Genomic DNA, 21679 nt, shown 5'->3' with positions numbered 1-21679 from the left:
CTGGCGTGCGGAGCGGGCGGATGCGTAGGCTCGGCCCGACCGGAGGGAGCGGCATGGCGATCGAGGCGACGGGCACCGTGACCGAGCACGGCGAGAGCGCGGAGCTCGTGCTCGAGCGCCGCGTCGCGCACGACGCGCTCGCCGTCTGGCCGTACTTCGCGGAAGCGCGCGAGCTCGGGATGTGGTTCGGCGGCTACGCGGGCGACCCCGACTCGGGTGAAGTGGTCGTCTCGATGAGCGCCGAGGAAGGCGACGCGACGATCGCGGTCGAGATCCTCGACTGCGCCGCGCCCGAGCACCTCGCGGTGCGCACGCACGACGAGCACGGCTCGTGGAGCCTGGAGGTCGAGCTCATCGACGGCGGGCACGAGCAGGGCTCGGGCACGACCGTGCGCTTCACGCACCACGACGTCGCGCTCGCGGCGCTGCCCGACATCGGACCCGGCTGGGAGTGGTACCTCGACCGGCTCGTCGCCGCGCTCGGCGGGCAGCCGATGCCCGAGTGGGACGACTACTACCCGGCGCTGCGGGAGGCGTACACGCGCTGACGGCGGGCACTCCCTTCCCGCTGGTCGAGCAGCCGCCGCCCCCTCCCGCTGGTCGAGCAGCCGCCGCCCCTCCCGCTGGTCGAGCAGCCGCCGCCCCTCCCGCTGGTCGAACAGCCGCCGCCCCTCCCCGCTGGTCGGGTAGCCGCCGCCCCTCCCGTTGGTCGAGTAGCCCGCGCCCCTCCCCGCTGGTCGAGTAGCCGCCGCCCCTCCCGTTGGTCGAGCAGCCGCCGCCCCTCCCGTTGGTCGAGTAGCCCGACCGCAGGTCGGGCGTATCGAGACCACGTCGCTCCCGTCTCGATACGGGCCTGCGGCCCTACTCGACGAGCGGAAGAGGCTCGCGCCTACCGCGAGGCGGCCGCCTTCTCCGCCATCTGCACGACGTTGTCGAGCAGCATGACGCGCGTCATCGGGCCGACGCCGCCCGGCACGGGCGAGATCCAGCCGGCGACCTCGCGCACGCCCGGGTCGACGTCGCCGAGCAGCTTGACCTTGCCGGTCTCGGCCGAGAGCCCGCGCGTGATGCCCACGTCGAGCACGGCCGCGCCGGGCTTGACCCAGTCAGCCTTGATGAGCCCCGGCACGCCGACCGCCGCGACGACGATGTCGGCCTCCCGCACCTGCGCCGCGAGATCCGGCGTGCGCGAGTGGCAGAGCGTCACGGTCGCGTCGATGCCCTTGCGCGTCAGCAGCAGCCCGAGCGGGCGGCCGACGGTGAGCCCACGGCCGACGATCGCGACCGTCGCGCCCGCGATCTCGATGTCGTGCCGGCGCAGCATCTGCACGATGCCCGCAGGCGTGCACGGCAGCGGCGACTCGATCGGGCCGTCGACGCCGAGCACGAGCCGCCCGAGGTTCTCGGGGTGGAGGCCGTCGGCATCCTTCGCCGGGTCCATGAGCCCGAGCATCGCGTGCTCGTCGTGCCCCGCCGGCAGCGGCAGCTGGATGATGTAGCCCGTCACCTCGCGCGCGCTGTTGAGGTCGCGGATCGCGGCCTCGACGTCGGCGCTCGACGCGCTCGAGGGCAGATCGACGCGGATCGACTCGATGCCCACCTCGGCGCAGTCGCGGTGCTTGCCCTTGACGTACGACTGGCTGCCCGGGTCGTCGCCGACGAGCAGCGTGCCGAGCCCGGGCGTCACGCCCTTGCCGCGCAGCACGTCGACGCGCTCGCGCAGCTCGTCCTTGATCGCGGCCGCGGTGCGGTTGCCGTCCAGGACCCGCGCCGTCATCGGTCGACGCTCGAGCCGAGCTCGTGCACCGCCTCCGGCTGCCCGGAGGGACCGACGCCAGGGTAGAGCGGGAACGCCTCGGCGAGCTTCGCCACCCGCGCGCGCAGCGCATCCGCATCGGCCTCCGGCAGCAGCGCGAGCGCGATGATGTCGGCGACCTCGGTGAACTCCTCGTCGCCGAAGCCGCGCGTCGCGAGCGCGGGCGTGCCGATGCGGAGGCCGCTCGTCACCATCGGCGGGCGCGGGTCGTTCGGCACCGCGTTGCGGTTGACGGTGATGCGGATGTCGTGCAGGAGGTCCTCGGCCTGCTTGCCGTCGATCGCGGCGTCGCGGAGGTCGACGAGCACGAGGTGCACGTCGGTGCCGTCCGAGCGCACGGTGATGCCCGCATCCCGCACGTCCTGCTGCATGAGGCGCTCGGCGAGGATGCGCGCGCCGCGCAGGGTGCGCTCCTGGCGCTCCTTGAACTCCTCGGAGCCCGCGAGCTTGAACGCGGTCGCCTTCGCGGCGATGACGTGCATGAGCGGGCCGCCCTGCTGGCCGGGGAAGACCGCGGAGTTCAGCTTCTTCGCGATGTCGGCCTCGTTCGTGAGGATGAAGCCCGAGCGGGGGCCGCCGATCGTCTTGTGCACGGTCGACGAGACGACGTGCGCGTGCGGCACGGGGTTCGGGTGGAGGCCCGCGGCGACGAGGCCCGCGAAGTGCGCCATGTCGACCCACAGGAGCGCGCCGACCTCGTCGGCGATCTCGCGGAAGGCGGCGAAGTCGAGCTGGCGCGGGTAGGCCGACCAGCCGGCGATGATGACCTTGGGCTTGTGCTCCTGCGCGAGGCGGCGCACCTCGTCCATGTCGACGCGGCTCGTGGCCTCGTCGACGCCGTAGGCGACGATGTCGTAGAGGCGGCCCGAGAAGTTGATCTTCATGCCGTGCGTGAGGTGGCCGCCGTGGTCGAGCGAGAGGCCGAGGATCGTGTCGCCCGGGCGGGCGATCGCATGCAGCACAGCCGCGTTCGCGGTCGCGCCCGAGTGGGGCTGCACGTTCGCGAACTCGGCGCCGAAGAGCGCCTTCGCGCGCTCGATCGCGAGCGACTCGGCGACGTCGACGTGCTCGCAGCCGCCGTAGTAGCGGCGCCCCGGGTAGCCCTCGGCGTACTTGTTCGTGAGCACCGATCCCGCGGCCTCGAGCACCGCGACGGGCACGAAGTTCTCGCTCGCGATCATCTCGAGGTAGTCGCGCTGGCGGTCGAGCTCGAGCTGCAGCACCGCGGCGATCTCGGGATCGACCTCCGTGAGCGGCGAGTTGAACGTGGAGGGCAGGCGGTCGGTCACGGTTGCTCCTTCGCTGGGGCGCTGGCGCGCGTCGCTGGTTCGGATGCCCAGGCGCGCGGCGGCTGCTCGGCCGCTCCCCGGTGGTGCTCCACCATTGCGCCAGTCACGGCCGCTCCCATCGTACCCGCGCGCGGATGGCGACGACGGATGCGTGGGGTGAGGGAAGTTCGTTGACAAGGCAGTGCTCGCGGCCGGATGCTGGCGCGACCAGTCCGACGAAGAAGGAGCACTGCATGAGCGTCATCGATCTGACCGGCAAGGTCGCCGTCATCACCGGCGGCGGCAGCGGCATCGGCCGCGCCACCGCCCAGCTGTTCGCCGAGCTCGGCGCGAAGGTCGTGGTGAGCGACATCGCCCAGACCGCCGACGAGACCGTCGCGAGCATCGAGGGGGCCGGGGGCACCGCATCCGCCATGATCGGCGACATCGGCGACGTCGCCGTCGCCGACTCGGTCGTCGCAGCGGCAGTGGAGCGCTACGGGCGGCTCGACGTGCTCGTCAACAACGCGGGCATCATGGACCACTTCGCGGGCGCCGCGAACGTCGAGGATGCGCTGTGGGACCGCATCATGCGCGTGAACCTCGACGCGCCGTTCTACCTGACGCGAGCGGCGCTCAAGGTCATGCTGCCGCAGGGCTCTGGCTCGATCGTCAACGTCTCGAGCGCCGCGGGCATCCGCGGGGCCGCGGCGGGCGCGGCCTACACGGCCTCGAAGCACGGGCTCGTCGGCCTCACGCGCAACACCGCCTACATGTACGGCAAGCAGGGCATCCGCGCGAACGCGATCTGCCCGGGCGGCGTCGCGACCAACGTCATGACCGAGGACGTGCAGCGCGGCATCGACCACGATGGCCTCGCCGCGCTCGGGCCGATCCACCAGGGCGCGCTCCGCAACGCCGAGCCGATCGAGCAGGCGAACCTCGCCGCGTTCCTCGCGTCGGATGCCGCTTCGAACGTCAACGGCGCGATCATCCCGAACGACGGGGGCTGGGCCGCGGGCTGAGCACCTCCCCTGCCGCCGGGCGCTCCGGCGGAGGCGCTCGGCGGACCCCTTCTCGGCAGCGGGACCCGAGATCTCGGGTCCCGCTGCCGAGAAGGGGTCCGTGTCCGCTCGCATCGACGGCGCCAGGGCGCGCTGGCGGATGCTCGGGCGTGCTTGGATCAGCGCATGGACGACGGCGACCGCTCCCGCTCGCTGCTGCTCGGCGCGCTCGACGCGCAGCGGCGGCATGTGCTCGCCGCGGTCGACGGCCTGAGCGACGCGCAGCTGCGAGCGGCCGTGCTGCCATCGGGCTGGTCGCCGATCGGGCTCGTGCGCCACGTGACGCTCGGCGGGGAGCGCTACTGGCTGCACACCGTCATGGCGGGCGAGCCGCTCGACTACTGGCCCGCCGATCGGCCGGAGCTCGACGAGGGCCGGCCCGCCGACTGGCGCGTCGAGCCGCACGAGTCGACGGATGCCGTGCTCGCCGAGTACCGTGACGCGATCGCGCGCTCCGACCGGATCCTCGCCGAGCTGCCGCTCGACGCCTCGCCTCGGCACCGCGAGCCCGACTGGCCGGCGGAGCGCTTCGCCGATCTCGAGGCGGTGCTGCTGCACGTCATCCTCGATGCGGCGACGCACGCCGGCCACCTCGACGCGGCCCGCGAGCTCATCGACGGCCGCCAGCACCTCGTGCTCTGACCTGCCGCTCCCCACCGCGACGCTTTCGCCGCCGATCGATCCGGACCCGAGGCCGGCAGCGGGACCCGAGTTCTCGGGTCCCGCTGCCGATGTGGGGTCCAGGTCGCCTGTCAGCGGCGCCTAGATCAGGTGGTCGGTGAGGTGGTTCGGCGTGCCGAAGCGGTGCGCCGTGATCGCGATCGCCTGCTCGCGCAGGAACGGCAGCAGCTCGACGCGGCCCGCCTCCGTCACCGGGTGCGACACGATCGCGAGGTCGGGGCGGCCCTCGACCGCCTCCGCGAGCGCCCGCACACCGGCGGCCACCGCGTCGTCGGCCGCGAGGTAGCGGATGCGACCCTGCTCGAGCCGCTGCGCCGAGCGGCGGAAGGCCGCGTCGTCCTCGACCGTCACCGGCACGCCCGCCGCCGCGAGCGCCGCCCGCACCGCGGGCGCCGACTCGATCGCCGTCGACACCCGCACCGAAGCGCCCGCGCGGAGCGCCGCGACGACCGAGCGCGCGAGCTGCGCGACGCGCCCGCCCTCGGCGAGCCGGATCGTCACGCCCGGCATCGGCAGGTGCCGCAGGATGTCGCGCTCGGCCGAGAGGCGCTGCACGTCCTCGGCGACGCCGAGCTCGGCCGCCCACACGTGCTGGTCGGAGCCGGCCGCGCGCCGGAGCGCCGCCGCCTCCTCTGCTGTCAACGAGGCTGGCGCCGTGGCCGTCACCGACGCATCCGACGCCTTGACGAGCGACTCGACGGCGTCGACGATCGCCTGCACCGCCGGCAGCTCGATCGGCGCGGTCTCGCGCGCCTCGGCCGGGCGCCAGTCGACGAGCGGGAAGAGGTAGCTCGGCCCGCCGGCCTTCGTGGTCGGGCCGACGACCGAGCGCTTCCAGCCGCCGAAGGGCTGGCGCTGCACGATCGCGCCGGTGATGCCGCGGTTGACGTAGAGGTTGCCCGCCTGCACCGTGTCGAGCCACTGCCCGATCTCGTCGGGGTCGAGCGAGTGGATGCCGGACGTGAGCCCGTAGTCGACGTCGTTGACGAGCTCGATCGCCTCCTCGAGCGTCTCGACGCGCATGATGCCGAGGATCGGCCCGAAGTACTCGGTGCGGTGGTACTCGCTCCCCCGCTGCACGCCGGCGCGCAGGCCCGGGCTCCACAGCTTGCCGCTCTCGTCGAGCTGCTTCGGCTCGACGATCCACGACTCGCCCTCGCCCAGGGTCGTGAGCCCCTCGAGCAGCTTGCCCTCAGCGGGCGCGACGATCGGGCCCATCTGGCTGTCGGCGTCCCACGGGTAGCCGACGTCGAGCGAGCGCACGCCGTCGACGATCTGGCTGTGCAGGCGCTTCGAGCGGCCCGCCTGGCCGACGAGGATCGCGAGCGACGCCGCCGAGCACTTCTGCCCCGCGTGGCCGAACGCGCTCGCGACGATGTCCTTCGCCGCGAGGTCGAAGTCGGCCGAGGGCGTCACGATGATCGCGTTCTTGCCGCTCGTCTCGGCGAGCAGGTCGAGGTCGGGGCGGATGCGTCGGAAGGCCTGGGCGGTCTCGAACCCGCCCGTGAGGATCACGCGGTCGACGCGCGGGTCGCCGATGAGCTGGTCACCGAGGCTGCGGTCGGCGAACTGCACGAAGTGCAGCACCTCGCGCGGCACGCCCGCCGCCCACAGCGCGTCGAGCATCACGGCGCCCGTGCGGGCCGTCGCGCGCGCGGGCTTGACGATGACGGATGCGCCGGAGGCGAGGGCCGCGAGCGTCGAGCCCGCGGGGATCGCGATCGGGAAGTTCCACGGCGGCGTGACCGCGATGAGCCGCGAGGGCACCGCGACGGCGCCGTCGACGCGGTCGAGGTCGCGCGCCCGCTCGGCGTAGTAGTGGGCGAAGTCGATCGCCTCGGAGACCTCGGGGTCGGACTGGTCGAGCGTCTTGCCGGCCTCGGCCGCCGCGACCTCCATGAGCTCGGCGCGGCGAGCCTCGAGCTCGCGGCCCGCGCGGTGCAGGATCTCGGCGCGCTCGTCGCCCGAGAGCGCGCGCCAGGCGGCGTTCGCCTCGATCGCGGCCTCGATCGTGGCGTCGAGCTCGGCCGCCTCGCGCAGCGTCGCCGCCTCGACGAGGTCGACGCCGAGCTCCGACGCCTTCGCGCGCTCGCGGATGCCCGCGGCCCACGCCTGGTTCGCCGGCAGCGACGGGTCGGAGTCGGGAGCGTTCCGGAACCCGCGCTCGGGGGCGTCGACCGCATCCGCCGTCGTCACCGCCGTGCGGTCCTGCGTGCGGTGCGTCGTCGGCGAGGGCGCCGCGAGCGCGTCGAGCGAGGCGAGGAAGCGGTCGCGCTCGCGCTCGAAGAGCGGCTCGTCGCGCGCGAGCTCGAACACGGCCGACATGAAGTTCTCGCGGCTCGCGCCCTCCTCGAGGCGGCGGATGAGGTAGGCGATCGCGACGTCGAACTCGCTCGGGTGCACGACGGGCGTGTAGAGCAGCAGCCCGCCGACGTCGCGGCGCACGACCTCGGCCTGGCCCTGCGCCATGCCGAGCAGCATCTCGAAGTCGAGGCCGCGCTCGATGCCGCGCTCCTTCGAGAGCAGCCACGCGAAGGCGACGTCGAAGAGGTTGTGGCCGGCGACGCCGAGCTCGACGTTCGCGATGCGCTCGCGCGTGAGCGACCACGCGAGCACGCGCTTGTAGTGCGTGTCGCTGTCCTGCTTCGTGTGCCAGGTCGCGAGCGGCCAGCCGTGCAGCGACGCCTCGACGCGCTCCATCGGCAGGTTCGCGCCCTTGACGAGCCGCACCTTGACGGGCGCGCCGCCCGCGGCGACGCGCTCGCCGGCCCACGCCTGCAGGCGCTGCATCGCCGGCAGCGCGTCGGGGAGGTAGGCCTGCAGCACGATGCCGCCGCGGTACTGCTCGAGGCCCGGCGCCTCGAGGATCCGCGTGAAGACCGCCATGGTCATCTCGAGGTCCTTGTACTCCTCCATGTCGAGGTTGATGAAGGTGCCGGTCGCGGCCGCGCGGCGGTAGAGGGGCAGCAGCCGCTCGATGACGTGCTCGACGGCCTCCTGGAACGCCCACGGCTGGTGCGGGGCGGTCGTCGCCGAGACCTTGATCGAGACGTAGTCGACATCGGGGCGCTCGATGAGCGCGAGCGTGCCGTCGAGGCGGCGCTTCGCCTCGCGGTCGCCGAGCACGGCCTCGCCGAGGAGGTTGACGTTCAAGCGGGCGCCGGTGGCGCGGATGCGCTCGATCGCCTTGCCGAGGCGGGCGTCGGTCGCGTCGATGATGAGGTGGCCGACCATCTCGCGCAGCACGCGCCGAGCGATCGGCACGACGACGTGCGGGGCGAGCGGGGCGACGCCGCCGCCGAGCTTGAGCGCCTGCCGCATGGGCCAGGGCAGGAAGCCCGGCGCCATGCCGCCGATCTCGCGGAGCGTCTGCGCGGCGACGTGCACGTCCTCGGGGCGGACGACGCCGTCGACGAAGCGCACGGCGAAGTCGAGGCCCTTCGGGTCGCGGAGCACCCCCGCGAGCTGCTCGGCGCTCGCGTCGGCGGGGATGCGCTCGGCCGCCTCGAGCCAGGTGCGCACCTGCGCGACGATGGCCGGTGCGAGCGCCCGGAGCTGCTCGAGCTCGGTCGCCTCGACGCCCGTGCTCGGCTCCACCGCGTCGTGCCGCTCGGCAGTCGTGGTCGTGGTCGCTGTGCTGTCGGTGGCTGCTGCGTCCATGCGGCTGCCCTCCCTCTGCCGTCGTGCGGCTCGCGTGATGGTGCGTGCGATGGCACGCTGCGGCCAGTATGCGCCCGCGCAACCGTCGCGTACAGTGACGGTTCACGACGAATACCCGTCGTGTTCCACGATGCTTCCCGGAGGGTCCCGATGCTCGACGTCCGGCGCTTGCGGCTCCTGCGGGAGCTGCGCCTGCGCGGCACGATCGCCGCGGTCGCGACCGCGCTCGCCTACGCGCCGAGCGCCGTCTCGCAGCAGCTCTCCGCGCTCGAGCGCGAGGTCGGCGTCCCGCTCACGCGCAAGCAGGGCAGGCGGCTCGCGCTCACCCCGCAAGGCGAGCTCCTCGCCCAGCACGCCGAAGGCATCCTCACCGGCCTCGAGGCCGCGGAGCGCGCCGTCGCCGCGTCGCTCGGCCGCCCCGTCGGCACGGTGCGCATCGCCGTGTTCCAGTCGGCGGCGCTCGGGCTCGTGCCGCACATGCTGCGGATCCTCGCCGAGGAGGCGCCGGAGGTGCGCGTCGAGATGGTGCAGCGCGAGCCCGAGACGGCGCTCTACGACACCTTCGTCGGCGACTTCGACCTCGTCGTCGCCGAGCAGTACCCGGGGCACGCCGCGCCGCAGCACGCGGGCCTCGACCGGCAGCTGCTGACGACCGATGCCCTGCGGCTCGCGGTGCCGCCCGACTCCGCCATCGAACGGCTCGCCGATGCCGCCGGGCACGCGTGGGTCATGGAGCCCGTGGGCGCCGCCTCCCGGCACTTCGGCGAGCAGCAGTGCCGGGTCGCGGGCTTCGAGCCCGACGTGCGGTTCGCGACCGCCGACCTGCAGGCGCAGATGCGGCTCATCGAGACCGGGCACGCGGTCGGCGTCATGAACGACCTCACGTGGGTCGGCACCCGGGTCGGCTTCCGCATCGTCGAGCTGCCGGGCGCGCCGCGCCGCGAGGTGTTCACCGCAGCGCGCACCGCCTCGGACGGCAACCCTGCCATCGCCGCCGTGCGATCGGCGCTCGCCGCCGCGGTGCCCGCCGGCCTGGAGTGACCCGCGGCGTCAGCGCACGCGCGCGAGGTCGCGGCGGTGCAGCGCGACGTCGCTCGAGACGAGCACGAGCGCGATCGTGAGCCCGGCGAGCAGCGCCCACGGCAGCGCGCCGACACCGATCGAGTCGAGCACGAAGGCGCCGAGCAGGGCTCCCGCGCCGATCCCGACGTTGAAGCCCGTCGTGTACCACGCGGTCGCCTGCTGCAGCATCCGCTCGGGCGTCGCCTGCAGCTGCCGCGTCTGCAGCAGCGCTGGCAGGGCACCGAGCGAGAACGCCCACAGCAGCACCGCGGCGACCGTGAGCACGACGTGCTGCGAGAGCCCGAGCGCGAGCATCGCCGCGATGCCGCCGACGAGCATCGCGAGCGTCGCCGCCGTCGGCCGCTTGCCGAGCCACAGCGCGATCGCGAGCACCGCCGCGATGCCGACGAGGCCGTAGCCGAACAGCGCGCCCGAGAGCCACGACTCCGGCACGCCCGCATGGTCGACGAGGAACGGCGAGACGTATGTGTACAGCGCGTAGTGGCCGAGCATGACCACGGTCGTCGACAGGATCGCGAGCGCGACGCCGCGCACGCTCTTGCCCGGCTCGGGGTCGGGCAGCGCGATCGAGCCGGTCGAGGTCGTGGCGCGGTCGCGCAAGTGGTCGACGGGCGGAAGCAGCCGCCACACCGCGAGCGCGACCCCGAGGCACACGGCGCCGAAGAGCGCGAACGACCAGCGCCAGCCGATGAGCTGTCCGAGCAACGTCGCGAGCGGCAGCCCGAGCACGTATGCGAACGAGCCGCCCGCCGACGTGATCGCCACGGCGCGCGCGAGCTGGTGGGGCTTGACGAGGTAGGCGGCGTAGGCGCCGACGACGGTCCAGAAGATGCCGTGCACGATGCCGCCGATGACGCGGAACGCGACCGACCACGCGTAGTCGGGCGCGAGCGCCGAGCCGAAGCAGCTGAGCCCGAACACCACGAGCACGGTGGTGACGAGCAAGTGACGGGGGATGCGTCGGGTCAGGCGGATGAGCGTGGTCGAGGATGCGACGACGGTGAAGGCGAAGATCGTCACGAGCAGGCCGATCGCGCCCTCGCTCACGGCGAGCTCGCGGCTCATGGGCAGCAGCAGGCCCATCGGCAGCATCTCGACCGAGATGTTCGTGAAGACGGCGAGCGCGAGCACCGCGAGCGCGGCGGTCGGGAAGCGGTCTGCGGCCTTCCCCGCCGCGGTCGTCGACTGCTCGCTCACGACCGGCAAGCCTATGCCGCCGATAGCATCGGCCCGTGCTGACCGCCGACGACGTCATCTCCGCCCGCTTCGCGACCACCCGGTTCGGGCCCGGCTACGACATGGACGACGTCGACGACTTCCTCGACCGCGTCGCGACGACGCTGCGCGCCTACGCCGAGGGCGACGGCGACGGGATCGACGTGCTCGCCGTGGACGTCTCGGCCCAGCGGTTCGCGACCACGACGCTCCGCGAGGGCTACGCGCAGCTCGAGGTCGACGACTTCCTCGACCGCGCCGAGACGGCGCTCCGCGCGCTCGAGGCCGCGGCGCTCCGGGGCCCCGCAAGCGCGTAGGCGCGCCTACGCTTGCCCTGTGCTGACCACCGAGGCGATCACCGCCGTGCCCCTGCACTCCGCGAGCGCGTGGCAGCCGGGCTACCCAGCTCCCGCGGTCGACGCGTGGCGCGCGCGAGTGGTCGCCTTCGCCGCCGCGCCCGAGTCGGCAGCCGGCGAGGCCGCGCTCGCGGAGGTGATCGCGGGCGCCGTCTCGCTGCCCGGCACGATCGCGCTGAGCGGCGCGCGCTACCGCACGGCCGACGTCGACGCGCTCCTCGACCTCGTCGCCGACGCGCTCCCCGAGCCCGAGTGGCCGGAGGGCTCGCGGCCCGAGTGAGTCGCCGCTGCTCGTAGGATCGAGCGGATGAGCGCCAACCACTGGATCCTGTCGATCGTCTGCGACGACCGCCCCGGCATCGTCCACGCCATCACCGGCGCGATCGTGGCGTGCGGCGGCAACATCACCGAGTCGCAGCAGTTCTCCTCCGCCGACACCGACCGCTTCTTCATGCGCCTCCAGGTCGAGGCAGAGGCAGAGCGCAGCGACTTCGAGGTGCAGCTCGCACCCGTCGTCGAGCGCTACGGCATGCAGTGGCAGCTCGACGACGTCGCCCGGCCGCTCAAGACGCTCGTGCTCGTCTCGAAGGCAGCCCACTGCCTCAACGACATGCTCTTCCGCCAGCGGGCCGGCCAGCTCTCGGTCGACATCCCGCTCGTGATGTCGAACCACCCCGACCTCGCGGGCCTCGCCGCGTTCTACGGCGTGCCGTTCGAGCACGCGCCGGTCGTCGACCCCGACTCGAAGGCGGCGTTCGAGCGGCGGGTGCTCGAGGTCGTCGAGCGGGACGGCGTCGAGCTCGTCGTGCTCGCGCGCTACATGCAGATCCTCTCCCCCGAGCTGTGCGCGGCGCTCGAGGGCCGGCTCATCAACATCCACCACTCGTTCCTGCCCGGCTTCAAGGGCGCGAACCCCTACCGGCAGGCGCACGCGCGCGGCGTGAAGCTCATCGGCGCGACCGCGCACTTCGTCACGAGCGACCTCGACGAGGGCCCGATCATCGAGCAGAACGTCGAGCGCGTCGACCACACGCAGAGCCCCGCGCAGCTCGTCGCGATCGGGCAGGACGTCGAGTCGCGCACCCTCTCGCGCGCCGTGCAGTGGTTCGCCGAGGACCGCGTGCTGCTCGACGGGCAGCGCACGATCATCTTCCGCTGACCCGCGCCGGCATCGGTCTGCTGCTGGGCGGAGTGAACTCGCGCGCATGCATCGCAGACGCGCCGTACGCTGGCGGAGTGAGCGTGCTGGTGCGGGCGCATCGTGCTGCTCGAGGGCGAGCTCGTGCCGGATGCGTGCCTCGAGCACGAGGGCGGCGTCATCACCGCGGTCGGCCGGGGAGCGCCGCCGCGAGCGGTCGACGTCGACGTGCCGCGCACGGCGCGACATGGCAGGCCGTCTCGCTCGTCACGGCGTCGAGCAGCGGCTCCCCCGGCTTGCCGACGGCGGCTCGATCGGGGGCTCGACGCTCGCGTTCGACCGCGCCGTGCGCGTGCTCGTCGAGGCGGGCGCGCCGCTCGAGGCGGCGCTCGACGCGGCGTCGGGGGTGCCCGCGGACGCCATCGGCCGAGGCGACCTCGGCCGCGTCGAGGTCGGCGCGACGGCCGACCTCGTCGCGCTCGACGAGCGGCTCGAGGTCGCCGGCGTGTGGCGCTCGGGCGTGCGGATCGCCTGACGGCCGTCAGGAGAAGTCGCGCGAGCCGGGGCTCGGCACCTCGAAGCGGTCGAGCCGGTCGGCGAGCACCGCGATGACGCCCTCGGGCGTGCGCTGCAGCATGCCGCGCACGATGAGGGCGGGCGAGTGCCGCGCGACCTGCCGCGAGTGCGCCCACAGCCCCTTCGAGATGATGACGTTGAGCATCCCCGTCTCGTCCTCGAGGTTCATGAAGGTCACGCCCTGCGCCGTGCTCGGCCGCTGCCGGTGCGTGACGATGCCCGCCGTCTGCACGCGCCGGCCGGGCTCGGCGTCGGCGAGCCGCTCGATGGGCAGCACGCCGCGCGCGTCGAGCATCGCGCGCGCGTGCCGCACCGGGTGGTCGTCGGTCGCGACACCCGTCGACCAGATGTCGAGCGCCACCTGCTCGGAGGCCGAGAGCATCGGCAGCAGCGGCGGCTGGATGACGAGCTGCGAGCCCTCGAGCTGATCCTCCCGCTCGGTCGACGCGGGGCCCGCGAGCCACAGCCCCTCGCGGCGGCTGACGCCGAGCGCGTCGAGCGCGCCGGCGGTCGCGAGCGCTTCGAGCTCGCCGCGGTCGAGATCGGCGCGGCGGGCGAGGTCGTGGATGTCCCGCAGCGGCGCGGCCTCCCGCGCGGCGACGATGCGCTCGGCCGCCGCCTCGCCGACGCCCGCGACGCTCGCGAGCCCCATCCGCACCGCGAAGCCCGCGTCGCGGCGATGCCGGTCGCGCATCGCGAGCGACTCCGAGGCCACGGGCGGCACGGGCGGCTGCTCGCGCTCGAGGCACGCGTCCCGGCCGGGGCGGCGCTCGCCGTGCCGCTCGAGGCCCGCGACGGCGGCCGAGCGCACCACGCACGGGCGCAGCGTCTCGACCCCGTGCCGCAGCGCATCCTTCACGAGCGTCTGCGGCGACCAGAACCCCATCGGCTGGCTGCGCAGCAGCCCCGCCAGGAACGCCGCCGGGTAGTGCAGCTTGAGCCACGACGAGGAGTAGACGAGCTTGCCGAACGCGAGCGAGTGCGACTCGGCGAAGCCGAAGCCCGCGAACGCCTCGATCTTGCGGTAGATCGACTCGGCCGTCGCGTCGTCGACGCCGTTCGCGGCCATGCCGGCGAAGAGCTTCGCCTTGAGCGCCTCGATGCGCTCGCGCGAGCGCTTCGAGCCGATCGCGCGCCGCAGCTGATCGGCCTCGGCGGCGTCGAAGCCGCCGACCGCGACCGACATCTGCATGAGCTGCTCCTGGAACAGCGGCACCCCGAGCGTGCGCTCGAGCACGGGGATGAGCAGCTCGTGCGGGTAGCTCACCGGCTCGGCGCCCGTGCGGCGGCGGATGTAGGGGTGCACCGCGCCGCCCTGGATGGGACCGGGGCGGATGAGCGCGATCTCGATCACGAGGTCGTAGAAGCAGCGCGGCTTGAGGCGAGGGAGGGTCGCCATCTGCGCGCGCGACTCGACCTGGAACACGCCCACCGCATCCGCTTCGCACAGCATGTCGTAGACGCCCGCCTCCTCGGCGGGGATCGACGCGATCGACCAGTCCTCACCGAGCTGCTCGCGCGCGAGCTCGAGCGTGTGCGAGATGGCGCCGAGCATGCCGAGGCCCAGCAGGTCGAACTTGACGAGGCCCATCCACTCGCAGTCGTCCTTGTCCCACTGCAGCACCGTGCGGCCCGGCATGCGCGCCGGCTCGATCGGGCACACCGAGCCGACCGGCTCGTCGGTGAGCACCATGCCGCCCGAGTGGATGCCGAGGTGGCGCGGCGCGTGCAGGAACTCGGCGGCGAGCAGCGCGACGTCCTCGGGCATCCCGTCGACGTCGGGCTTCGAGTACGACTCGACCGACTTCGACCACGCGTTCTGCTGGCCGACGGCGTAGCCGAGCGCCTTCGCCGCGTCGCGCACCGCCGACTTCGGCCGGTAGGTGATGACGTTCGCGACCTGCGCGGCGTTCCGGCGCCCGTAGCGCTCGTAGACGTGCTGGATGACCTCCTCGCGGCGGCCCGCGTCGAAGTCGATGTCGATGTCGGGCTCCTCCTCGCGCATCATCGAGATGAAGCGCTCGAACGGCAGCTTGTAGCGGATCGGGTCGACGGCGGTGATGCCGAGGATGAAGCACACCGCGCTCGCGACCGCGCTGCCGCGGCCCTGGCAGAGGATGCCCTGCCGGTGCGCGAAGTCGGCGATCTCGAAGACGATGAGGAAGTAGCCGGCGAAACCCTTCTGATCGATGAGGCCGAGCTCGTGCTCGAGCCGCGCCGCGACCTCCGCGCTCGGGCGGCCCGCGCCGTCGACGTCGTAGACGCGCGGCAGCCGCTCGGCGACGAGCGCGCGCAGCCAGCTCATGGGCGAGTGCCCCTCGGGCACCGGCACTCGGGGGAGACGAGGGGATGCGGCGCGCAGGTCGAAGGCGAGCTCTCGACCGAGGGCGGCGGCGGTGTCGATCGCGCCGGGGAAGCGGCGGAAGCGGCGGGCCATGACGTCGCCCGCGCGGAGCGACGGGACGCCGCCCGCCGGCAGCCACGCGTCGAGCTCGTCGATCGAGCGGCGCGCCCGCACCGCCGCGACCGCGTCGCCGAGCCGCTGCTGCGCGGGGCTCGCGATGTGCGCGTTCGTCGTCGCGATCACCGGCATGCCGCGCGCCTCGCCGAGCGCGGTGAGCGCCCGGTTGCGCTCGAAGTCGCGCGGGTCGCCGATGTCGCTCAGCTCCACCACGACGCGGTCTCGGCCGAAGAGCGACGCGAGCCGGTCGAGCTCGCGACCCGCGGCATCCGCCCCTTCCGGGTCGGCCTCGCCGAGGGCCTGCCGGACGGCGCCCTTCCGGCAGCCAGAGAGGATCATCCACTCGCCGCCCGCCGTCTCGGCGAGCCGCTCGAGCTCGAAGACGGGCCGGCCCTTCTCGCCCGGCGCGCCCTTCGCGTCGGTCGCGAGGTAGCCGTCGGTGAGCGCGGTCGCGAGCGCCGTGTAGCCGGCGGGGCCGGTCGCGAGCGCGACGAGGTGGCTGCCGCCCGGGTCGGGCACGCCGTTCTGCGGCTCGTCGAGGCCGATCGAGAACTCGGTGCCGAAGACGGTCGGCAGCTCGGCCTCGGCGGCGGCCTCGGCGAAGCGCACCGCGCCGTAGAGCCCGTCGTGGTCGACGAGCGCGAGCGCCTCGAGGCCGAGCCGGCGCGCCTCGGTGACGAGCTCGGCGGGGCTCGCGGCGCCGTCGAGGAACGAGTAGTGCGAGTGCGCGTGCAGCTCGGCGTAGGGCGTGACGGCGCCGGGCTGCGGCACGCGCACGCGCCGGCGCCGTGCCTCGTCGAGGTCGCGCGCGTGCGGCGTGCGACCGGCGCTGACGTCGCGGTCGGAGAGGATGCCCTCGAGCTCGCGCCACGGCATCGCGGGGTTGTTCCAGCCCATCGGCGCGCCTCCTTCCCGCGTGTCGTCGAGGCTTCGACCTCGTTCGAACGTACATTCGAATGCTACCCGTCCCCGCCCACGAGCGCCACGGCTCCCACCGGTCGCCCGATCGCCCCGCCCTAGGCTTGCCGCATGTCTGCCACGCGCGCTCCCGGTCGCTCCGACGCCGACCGCGACGGTGCGCGGGCGACCCGGCGCGGTGCACGGCGCGGCACGATCCTCCGCGTCGCCGCGCTCGTCGCGGTCGTCGTGGCGATCATCTGGATCGCGGCGACGGTGCGGCTGCCCGACCTCGACGACCTCCGCGCGCAGATCGAGGGCTTCGGCTGGTGGAGCTGGCTCGTCTTCGTCGCCGCCTACGCCGTCGTGGCGCTCACGCCCATCCCGGTGACGATCATGGCGCTCGTCGGCGGACTGCTGTTCGGCGTGCTGGCGGGCAGCCTGCTCTCGGTCGTCGGCGCCGTCATCGGCAGCATCGGCGCCTACTGGATCGCGCGCGCGGTCGGCCGCACGACCGTCATGCGCCTGCTCGGCCGGCACGCCGAGAAGCTCGAGGACCGGCTCGACGAGAGCAGCGGCTTCGCGGCCGTGTTCACGCTCCGGGTCATGCCGGGCATGCCCTACTGGCCCGTCAACTACGGCGCCGGCGCGCTCGGCGTGCCGAGCCGCGTGTTCTCGATCGCCTCGCTCGTGGCCTCCGTGCCGGGGCAGGTCTCGCTCGTCTCGATCGGCGCCTTCATCGCGGCGCCGTCGTTCTGGTCGGGCGCGGTCGTCGTCATCGCGTGGGCGGTCGTGCTCGCCTTCACGATCTGGGCGTGGCGATCGTGGCGCGGCAAGGCCGAGCACTCGCTGCCGGGCGAGCCTGATCCCTCCGACACCTCCGCTGGTTGAGCCGCTCCGCCGCCGAGGGCGGCTGAGCGAGTCGAAACCCCCGCGCTGGGCCCCTTCGCCGGCTGCCTTGCGATCCCTCTTCTTCACGGACCCCGTCCCGCGAACGGGACCCGATAGATCGGGTCCCGTTCGATGGAAGGGGTCCGCAACGGATCGGTGCGACGTGCCGAGCGCCGAGTGCCGAGCGCCGAGTGCCGAGCGCCGAGTGCCGAGTGCCGAGTGCCGAGTGCCGTTAGGCGTAGCGCCCCTCCGCGAGCCACCCGTCATCTGCGTGCAGCAGCACCCACGCCTCCCCCTCGCCGTCGAGGATCTGCACGCGGTGCACGACGTCGCCGAGCTCGCGGCGCCGGATCGGCCACGGCCCCGCCCACGCGACCACGCGACGGCGGGCGGATGCGGGGGGCGAGAAGGCGGCGGGGCTCCCCTGCCGCTCGTCGAGGGCGGCGGCATCGACCGATTCGCCGGCCGCGTCGAGCAGCCGCACGGGCAGCGGCGGCCGGAAGACGACCGCGGGCCGCGGCGGCGGGAGCGCGCCCGGCCACGGCCCCGCGGCCTGCGGCGCGGGCGCATCGCCCCACGGCGTGAGCACGCCGCGCTCGGCGAGCAGCCGCCCGCCGCCGGGCCTCGCGGTGAGCACCGCCTCGCGGCCGAGCATGCCCTGCAGCCGCTCGAGCGCGTGCTTCGTGCGGTCGTCGATGTCGCCGCCGCCCCACAGCCCCGGCATGTGCTCGACGTCGGCGTCGAGCCGCTCGGGGAGCGCCTGCACCTCGACGAGCGCCGAGCCGAGCTCGCTCTCGCCCAGCTGCCACCGCATCCGGTCGACGATGTCGCCCGCGCGCAGGAACCCCGGCTGCCGCCAGAGCCGCTCGCTCACGCGGCCCTCCTCGCCGCGCATGACGATGCGGATCTCGCTGCACACGAGCCGCTGCTCGGCGAGCTGCCGCACGAAGCGCTCGACCGGCTCGCGCACCGCGAGCGCGAGCTCGTGCACGCCCTCGATGCCCGGCTCGAACGCGAGCCGCAGCACTCGCTCCTCGCCGAGGCCGCTGTCGTCGACGCGCCGGTCGTCGAGCCCGCGCGCCCTCGCGAGCGCCACGAGCCCGGCCTCGCCGAAGCGGTCGCGCACGCTCGCGTCGGGCAGCTGCGCGAAGCCGCCGAGGGTGTGCACGCCGAGCCGGTGCAGCATGCTCGGCAGCTCGTCGTCGCCGAGCACGCCGACGGGCAGGCTGCTGAGGAACTCGCGGCTGCGGCCCGCCGGCACGATCGTCTCAGCACCCGCGCCCGCGGCGAGCTCCGCCGAGAAGCGGTCGTCGGCGACGCCGAAGCTCGCCGTGAGCCCGAGTGGGGCGAGCGCGCCGCGCACGGCCTCGATCGCGCGCGACTCGGAGCCGTAGAACCGGCTCGCCCCGCGCATCCGGAACGCGAGCGCCCCGTCGCCGATCGGCTGCGCCGTCGGCACGACCGCGAGCACCGCGCGCACGACGGGCTCGAAGGCGAGCGCCTCCCCGACCGGGTCGGCGGGCGCGAGGGCGAGCATCGGCGACGCGCCCTGGGCGTCGCGCACCCGCATCCCCACTCGCACGCCGTCGACGCGGGCCTCGGCGTCGCACGCGACGACGCGCAGCGCGTGCACGATCGCGCCGGGCGACCCCTGCTCGCCGCCCGCGGGCAGCGCGCCGGTCTGGCGCGCGACGACGACCGACCAGTCGGGCACCTGGAGCACGCCGACGCGGCCGCCGCGCACCCGCGCTCCGGTCTCGCTCTTCGTCTCGATCGTCACACCTCATGATCGAACACACGTTCGATCAGCGTCAAGCGGATGCGGTGTGTCGCGGCCGCGATCGAGTGCGGGCATGCAAAGGTGCGGGACGCGGCTCGCGCGCCCCGCGCCCCCGCTCGATTCAGCTCACCGCGCGGCGGCGCAGCAGCAGGAGCGCACCCGCTGCGAGCAGGGCGAGCGCCGGGGGCAGCATCTCGCCAGCGCTGCCACCCGTGCGGGACAGCATCGCCGTCGTCGCGTCGGCGGCCACGGCCGCCACCGCGCGATCCGTCTTGGCGTCGGCCAGCTCGTCGGCGTCGACGCCAGACAGCAAAGATCTCTCAGTGCTTTGTCAGCGGGGCGGCCGGCAGGCTGTCCCTCCTCAGGCAGCGGGCAGGCGCAGCGACTGCTCCTCCTCGAGCTCGACCGCCGGCCGACCCGCGATCGGGATGCGCGCCCTGCGGGGCGCGCCGCCCGCGGCCGCCTCGACGAGCAGGCTGCCCGCGGCGATCCGTCCGTCGCCGTCGGCGAGGCCCTGCCACTCGGCGCGCACGCTCCGCACGACGGTCGCCGCGTTCGGCCACTCCCCGACGACGAGCAGCGTCGAGGAGGCCTGCCGCAGCCGCGCCGCGAGGCGCGCGGCCTCGGTGGGCGTCACGCGCGCGGGCGAGGCGGCGAGCACGACCGGCATCGCCTCGGCGAGGCTCGCGACCGCGTCGAGCCACGCGCGGCCCGGCTGCGGCACGAGCGCGATGCGGTCGATCGGCACGCCGAGGTCGCGGGCCGCCTCGATGCCGAGGTCGGGCATGCCGACGATCGCGCCCCACGCGCCGTCGGGCAGCGCCGCGCCGAGGCACGCGAGCGCGAGGCTGCGCGACTGGATGCTGTGGGCGGCACCGGGGCGGAGGCTCCGGACGACCTCGTCGAGCCCCGCGGGCGCCGACTCGTCGACCGTCGGCGCAGTCGCGGGCACGGCCTGCTGCATGCCGCGCAGCCGCTCGCGGAGCGCCTCGATCGTCGCGGTGCGCTCCTCGCCCGAGCGGCGCTCGAGCCTCGTGGTCGCCATCCTCATCCCCCCATTCTCGAACGTGTGTTCGAACCGGTCAACCGCCTGCGGCGTGTCGGCGGCCGTGCTCCATGCGAAGATCGATCCGAGTCCGCTGAGCCCTGCGACCCGCGACGAGGAGGCCGGATGGCGACCGACGCTCCCCACCCCGACGACGCATCCGTCAACCTCGCACGCACCGCCGACACCGCCGCCGACGCCCCCGTGCTGTGCGTCACGACGAACCCCGCGATCGACATCACCTACACGATCGACGACCTGCGGCCCGGCTCGAGCCACCGCGTGCCGACGGGCCTCGCGCGCGCGGGCGGCAAGGGCGTCAACGTCGCGCGCGTGCTGCACCAGCAGCGCGGCCGCGCGATCGTCGTCGCCCCCGTCGGCGGCCCCGTGCAGTCGCTGTTCGTGCACGACCTCGACCGCTCCGGGATCCCCCACCGACTCGTCGAGGTCTCGGCGCCCACGCGGCGCACGACCGCGATCGTCACCCTCGCCGGCACCACCAACCTCAACGAGACCGGCGAGCCGATCGACCACGGCGACTGGGCGCGCGTGCTCGAGATCGTGCGCGCCGAGGCGCCCGCCGCGCGCGTCGTCGTCTCGTCGGGCTCGCTCCCGCCGCTCACGCCCGACCGCTTCTGCGCATCCGTCGTCGACATCGCCCTCGCCGCCGGTCGCCCGGTGATCGTCGACGTCGGCGGCGAGCAGCTGCGGCACGCGATGGCTTCGGGCGCGACGGCCGTCAAGCCCAACCGGCACGAGCTCTTCGACGCGATGGGCGGCACCGACCCGCTCGACGCCGCCCGCCGGCTCGCGGCGCTCGGCACCGGCACCGTCTTCGCGTCGCTCGACATCGAGGGGATGCTCGCGGTGCTGCCCGACGGACGCGCGTGGCACGCCGCGCTCGACCACGTGCTCGACGGCAACCCGACCGGGGCGGGCGACGCCGCCGTGGCGGCGCTCGCTGGGGCGCTCGGCGAGGGCGCGACGCTCGAGGAGCAGCTCGCCCGCGCGACCGCGTGGTCGGCGGCCGCGGTGCTCGACGCGCAGGCCGGCTCGATCGCCGATCCCGCCGAGCTCGCCGAGCGCATCCGCATCACGCCCATCGGCTGAGCACCCAGCCGACTCCGAGCGTGCATCCAACGCCCATTCGGCCCCCGGCATCGCGCTGGTACGGTGTGCCCATGACGACTCTGCGCCTCGAAGAGCTCAACGCCGCCAACATCGTCGCTGCCAACGGCATGACGCTCAAGCGCGGCCAGGAGGCCTTCCTCGCCGCCAACGCGCGCCTCGAGGAGTTCGTCAACACCCAGAGCGCGTGGCAGCGCGTCGTCTTCGACGGCGACGAGCCCGTCGCGTTCGTGATGGCGAACTTCGACCCCGAGGTCGACCGCGAGGAGTACCGCTCGAGCATCCTGCGGATGTACGTCGCGGGCGACGCGCAGCGGCGCGGCGTCGGCAGCTACACCGTCGAGCAGGTCGCCGAGGAGGCCAAGCGGCTCGGCTTCGAGCACCTCTTCGCGGTGTGGGAGGAGGGCGACCTCGGCCCCGGCAAGTTCTTCCAGGCCGTCGGCTTCGAGGTCATCGGCGAGAACGAGTACGGCGAGGCCATCGGCCGCAAGACGCTCTAGCTGTACCCGGTCATGACCTTGGTGCATCGGGTGGTGGCGTGAGGAGGACCCCCGCGGGTTGAGTGGAGTTGTTCAACCCTTCACCGACCAACGGAGGTCCTCGTGTCCCACGCTAACGCT

General features: G+C 74.0%; 19 protein-coding genes and 1 riboswitch. Of the genes, 11 read left to right on the top strand and 8 right to left on the bottom strand.

The genetic code is table 11. The features are described 5' to 3' along the window. The first annotated feature begins 53 nt into the window (after nt 1-53). Complete coding sequence (locus ACP7BI_RS13160; protein ID WP_425847102.1) at nt 54-548, top strand: SRPBCC domain-containing protein; 495 nt, start codon at nt 54-56, stop codon at nt 546-548. A 341-nt stretch (nt 549-889) separates the two neighbouring features. Here the strand turns inward: ACP7BI_RS13160 and ACP7BI_RS13155 are convergent, their stop codons facing one another. Both ACP7BI_RS13155 and glyA read right to left on the bottom strand, forming a co-directional pair. Further along, nucleotides 890-1777, bottom strand: a complete 888-nt coding sequence (locus tag ACP7BI_RS13155) for a bifunctional methylenetetrahydrofolate dehydrogenase/methenyltetrahydrofolate cyclohydrolase (RefSeq protein ID WP_425847100.1) — start codon at nt 1775-1777, stop codon at nt 890-892. After that, nucleotides 1774-3105: a serine hydroxymethyltransferase gene (glyA, locus tag ACP7BI_RS13150; RefSeq protein ID WP_425847098.1), complete on the bottom strand. Its 1332-nt coding sequence runs from the start codon at nt 3103-3105 to the stop codon at nt 1774-1776. The genes ACP7BI_RS13155 and glyA overlap by 4 nt, the downstream gene beginning before the upstream one ends. A gap of 38 nt (nt 3106-3143) precedes the next feature. Continuing rightward, nucleotides 3144-3222, bottom strand: a riboswitch (ZMP/ZTP riboswitch). A 116-nt stretch (nt 3223-3338) separates the two neighbouring features. On the opposite strand from glyA, the gene ACP7BI_RS13145 reads away from it, so the two are divergent. Then, complete coding sequence (locus tag ACP7BI_RS13145) at nt 3339-4109, top strand: SDR family NAD(P)-dependent oxidoreductase (RefSeq protein ID WP_425847096.1); 771 nt, start codon at nt 3339-3341, stop codon at nt 4107-4109. A 165-nt stretch (nt 4110-4274) separates the two neighbouring features. Continuing rightward, nucleotides 4275-4790: a DinB family protein gene (locus ACP7BI_RS13140; protein WP_425847094.1), complete on the top strand. Its 516-nt coding sequence runs from the start codon at nt 4275-4277 to the stop codon at nt 4788-4790. Nucleotides 4791-4910: 120 nt separating this feature from the next. On the opposite strand, the gene ACP7BI_RS13135 is transcribed toward ACP7BI_RS13140, so the two are convergent. Beyond that, nucleotides 4911-8489 (bottom strand): bifunctional proline dehydrogenase/L-glutamate gamma-semialdehyde dehydrogenase, encoded by a 3579-nt coding sequence (locus ACP7BI_RS13135; protein ID WP_425847092.1) that lies wholly within the window; start codon nt 8487-8489, stop codon nt 4911-4913. Between the two features lie 150 nt (nt 8490-8639). Here ACP7BI_RS13135 and ACP7BI_RS13130 point away from each other — a divergent pair, with 150 nt between their 5' ends. Next, on the top strand, nt 8640-9530 hold the full coding sequence (locus ACP7BI_RS13130; protein WP_425847090.1) for a LysR substrate-binding domain-containing protein: 891 nt from the start codon (nt 8640-8642) through the stop codon (nt 9528-9530). 9 nt (nt 9531-9539) lie between these two features. Here the strand turns inward: ACP7BI_RS13130 and ACP7BI_RS13125 are convergent, their stop codons facing one another. Next, on the bottom strand, nt 9540-10769 hold the full coding sequence (locus ACP7BI_RS13125; RefSeq protein WP_425847087.1) for an MFS transporter: 1230 nt from the start codon (nt 10767-10769) through the stop codon (nt 9540-9542). A 35-nt stretch (nt 10770-10804) separates the two neighbouring features. On the opposite strand from ACP7BI_RS13125, the gene ACP7BI_RS13120 reads away from it, so the two are divergent. From ACP7BI_RS13120 to ACP7BI_RS13105, 4 genes are all read left to right on the top strand, one after another. Further along, entirely contained in the window at nt 10805-11104 is a 300-nt protein-coding gene (locus ACP7BI_RS13120) for a DivIVA domain-containing protein (protein WP_425847084.1), read from the top strand. Between the two features lie 19 nt (nt 11105-11123). Then, complete coding sequence (locus tag ACP7BI_RS13115; protein WP_425847082.1) at nt 11124-11423, top strand: hypothetical protein; 300 nt, start codon at nt 11124-11126, stop codon at nt 11421-11423. A 27-nt stretch (nt 11424-11450) separates the two neighbouring features. Then, the gene (gene purU / locus ACP7BI_RS13110; protein WP_425847080.1) at nt 11451-12302 is read left to right on the top strand and encodes a formyltetrahydrofolate deformylase; all 852 of its coding nucleotides are present in this window, start codon (nt 11451-11453) and stop codon (nt 12300-12302) included. Nucleotides 12303-12528: 226 nt separating this feature from the next. After that, on the top strand, nt 12529-12816 hold the full coding sequence (locus ACP7BI_RS13105; RefSeq protein ID WP_425847077.1) for an amidohydrolase family protein: 288 nt from the start codon (nt 12529-12531) through the stop codon (nt 12814-12816). A gap of 6 nt (nt 12817-12822) precedes the next feature. Here the strand turns inward: ACP7BI_RS13105 and ACP7BI_RS13100 are convergent, their stop codons facing one another. Further along, on the bottom strand, nt 12823-16215 hold the full coding sequence (locus ACP7BI_RS13100; RefSeq protein WP_425847074.1) for an error-prone DNA polymerase: 3393 nt from the start codon (nt 16213-16215) through the stop codon (nt 12823-12825). 132 nt (nt 16216-16347) lie between these two features. On the opposite strand from ACP7BI_RS13100, the gene ACP7BI_RS13095 reads away from it, so the two are divergent. Continuing rightward, complete coding sequence (locus tag ACP7BI_RS13095) at nt 16348-17106, top strand: TVP38/TMEM64 family protein (RefSeq protein WP_425847071.1); 759 nt, start codon at nt 16348-16350, stop codon at nt 17104-17106. 232 nt (nt 17107-17338) lie between these two features. Here ACP7BI_RS13095 and ACP7BI_RS13090 read toward each other — a convergent pair whose 3' ends face one another. The 3 genes from ACP7BI_RS13090 to ACP7BI_RS13080 form a co-directional block, all read right to left on the bottom strand. Then, entirely contained in the window at nt 17339-18886 is a 1548-nt protein-coding gene (locus ACP7BI_RS13090) for a DNA polymerase Y family protein (protein ID WP_425847068.1), read from the bottom strand. Between the two features lie 121 nt (nt 18887-19007). After that, nucleotides 19008-19199 carry a hypothetical protein gene (locus ACP7BI_RS13085; protein WP_425847065.1) on the bottom strand — a complete coding sequence of 64 codons (192 nt, stop codon included), beginning with the start codon at nt 19197-19199 and terminating at the stop codon, nt 19008-19010. A 48-nt stretch (nt 19200-19247) separates the two neighbouring features. Next, nucleotides 19248-19937, bottom strand: a complete 690-nt coding sequence (locus tag ACP7BI_RS13080; protein WP_425847062.1) for a hypothetical protein — start codon at nt 19935-19937, stop codon at nt 19248-19250. Nucleotides 19938-20057: 120 nt separating this feature from the next. Here ACP7BI_RS13080 and ACP7BI_RS13075 point away from each other — a divergent pair, with 120 nt between their 5' ends. Further along, nucleotides 20058-21041, top strand: coding sequence for a 1-phosphofructokinase family hexose kinase (locus tag ACP7BI_RS13075; RefSeq protein ID WP_425847059.1), 984 nt, complete (start codon nt 20058-20060; stop codon nt 21039-21041). Nucleotides 21042-21112: 71 nt separating this feature from the next. Next, on the top strand, nt 21113-21559 hold the full coding sequence (locus ACP7BI_RS13070) for a GNAT family N-acetyltransferase (RefSeq protein WP_021010787.1): 447 nt from the start codon (nt 21113-21115) through the stop codon (nt 21557-21559). The last annotated feature ends 120 nt before the right edge of the window (nt 21560-21679 follow it).

Source organism: Agrococcus sp. TSP3-2-1 (genome assembly GCF_049897585.1).
Lineage (GTDB): Bacteria > Actinomycetota > Actinomycetes > Actinomycetales > Microbacteriaceae > Agrococcus.
This window is presented reverse-complemented; position numbering and strand designations above follow the sequence as displayed.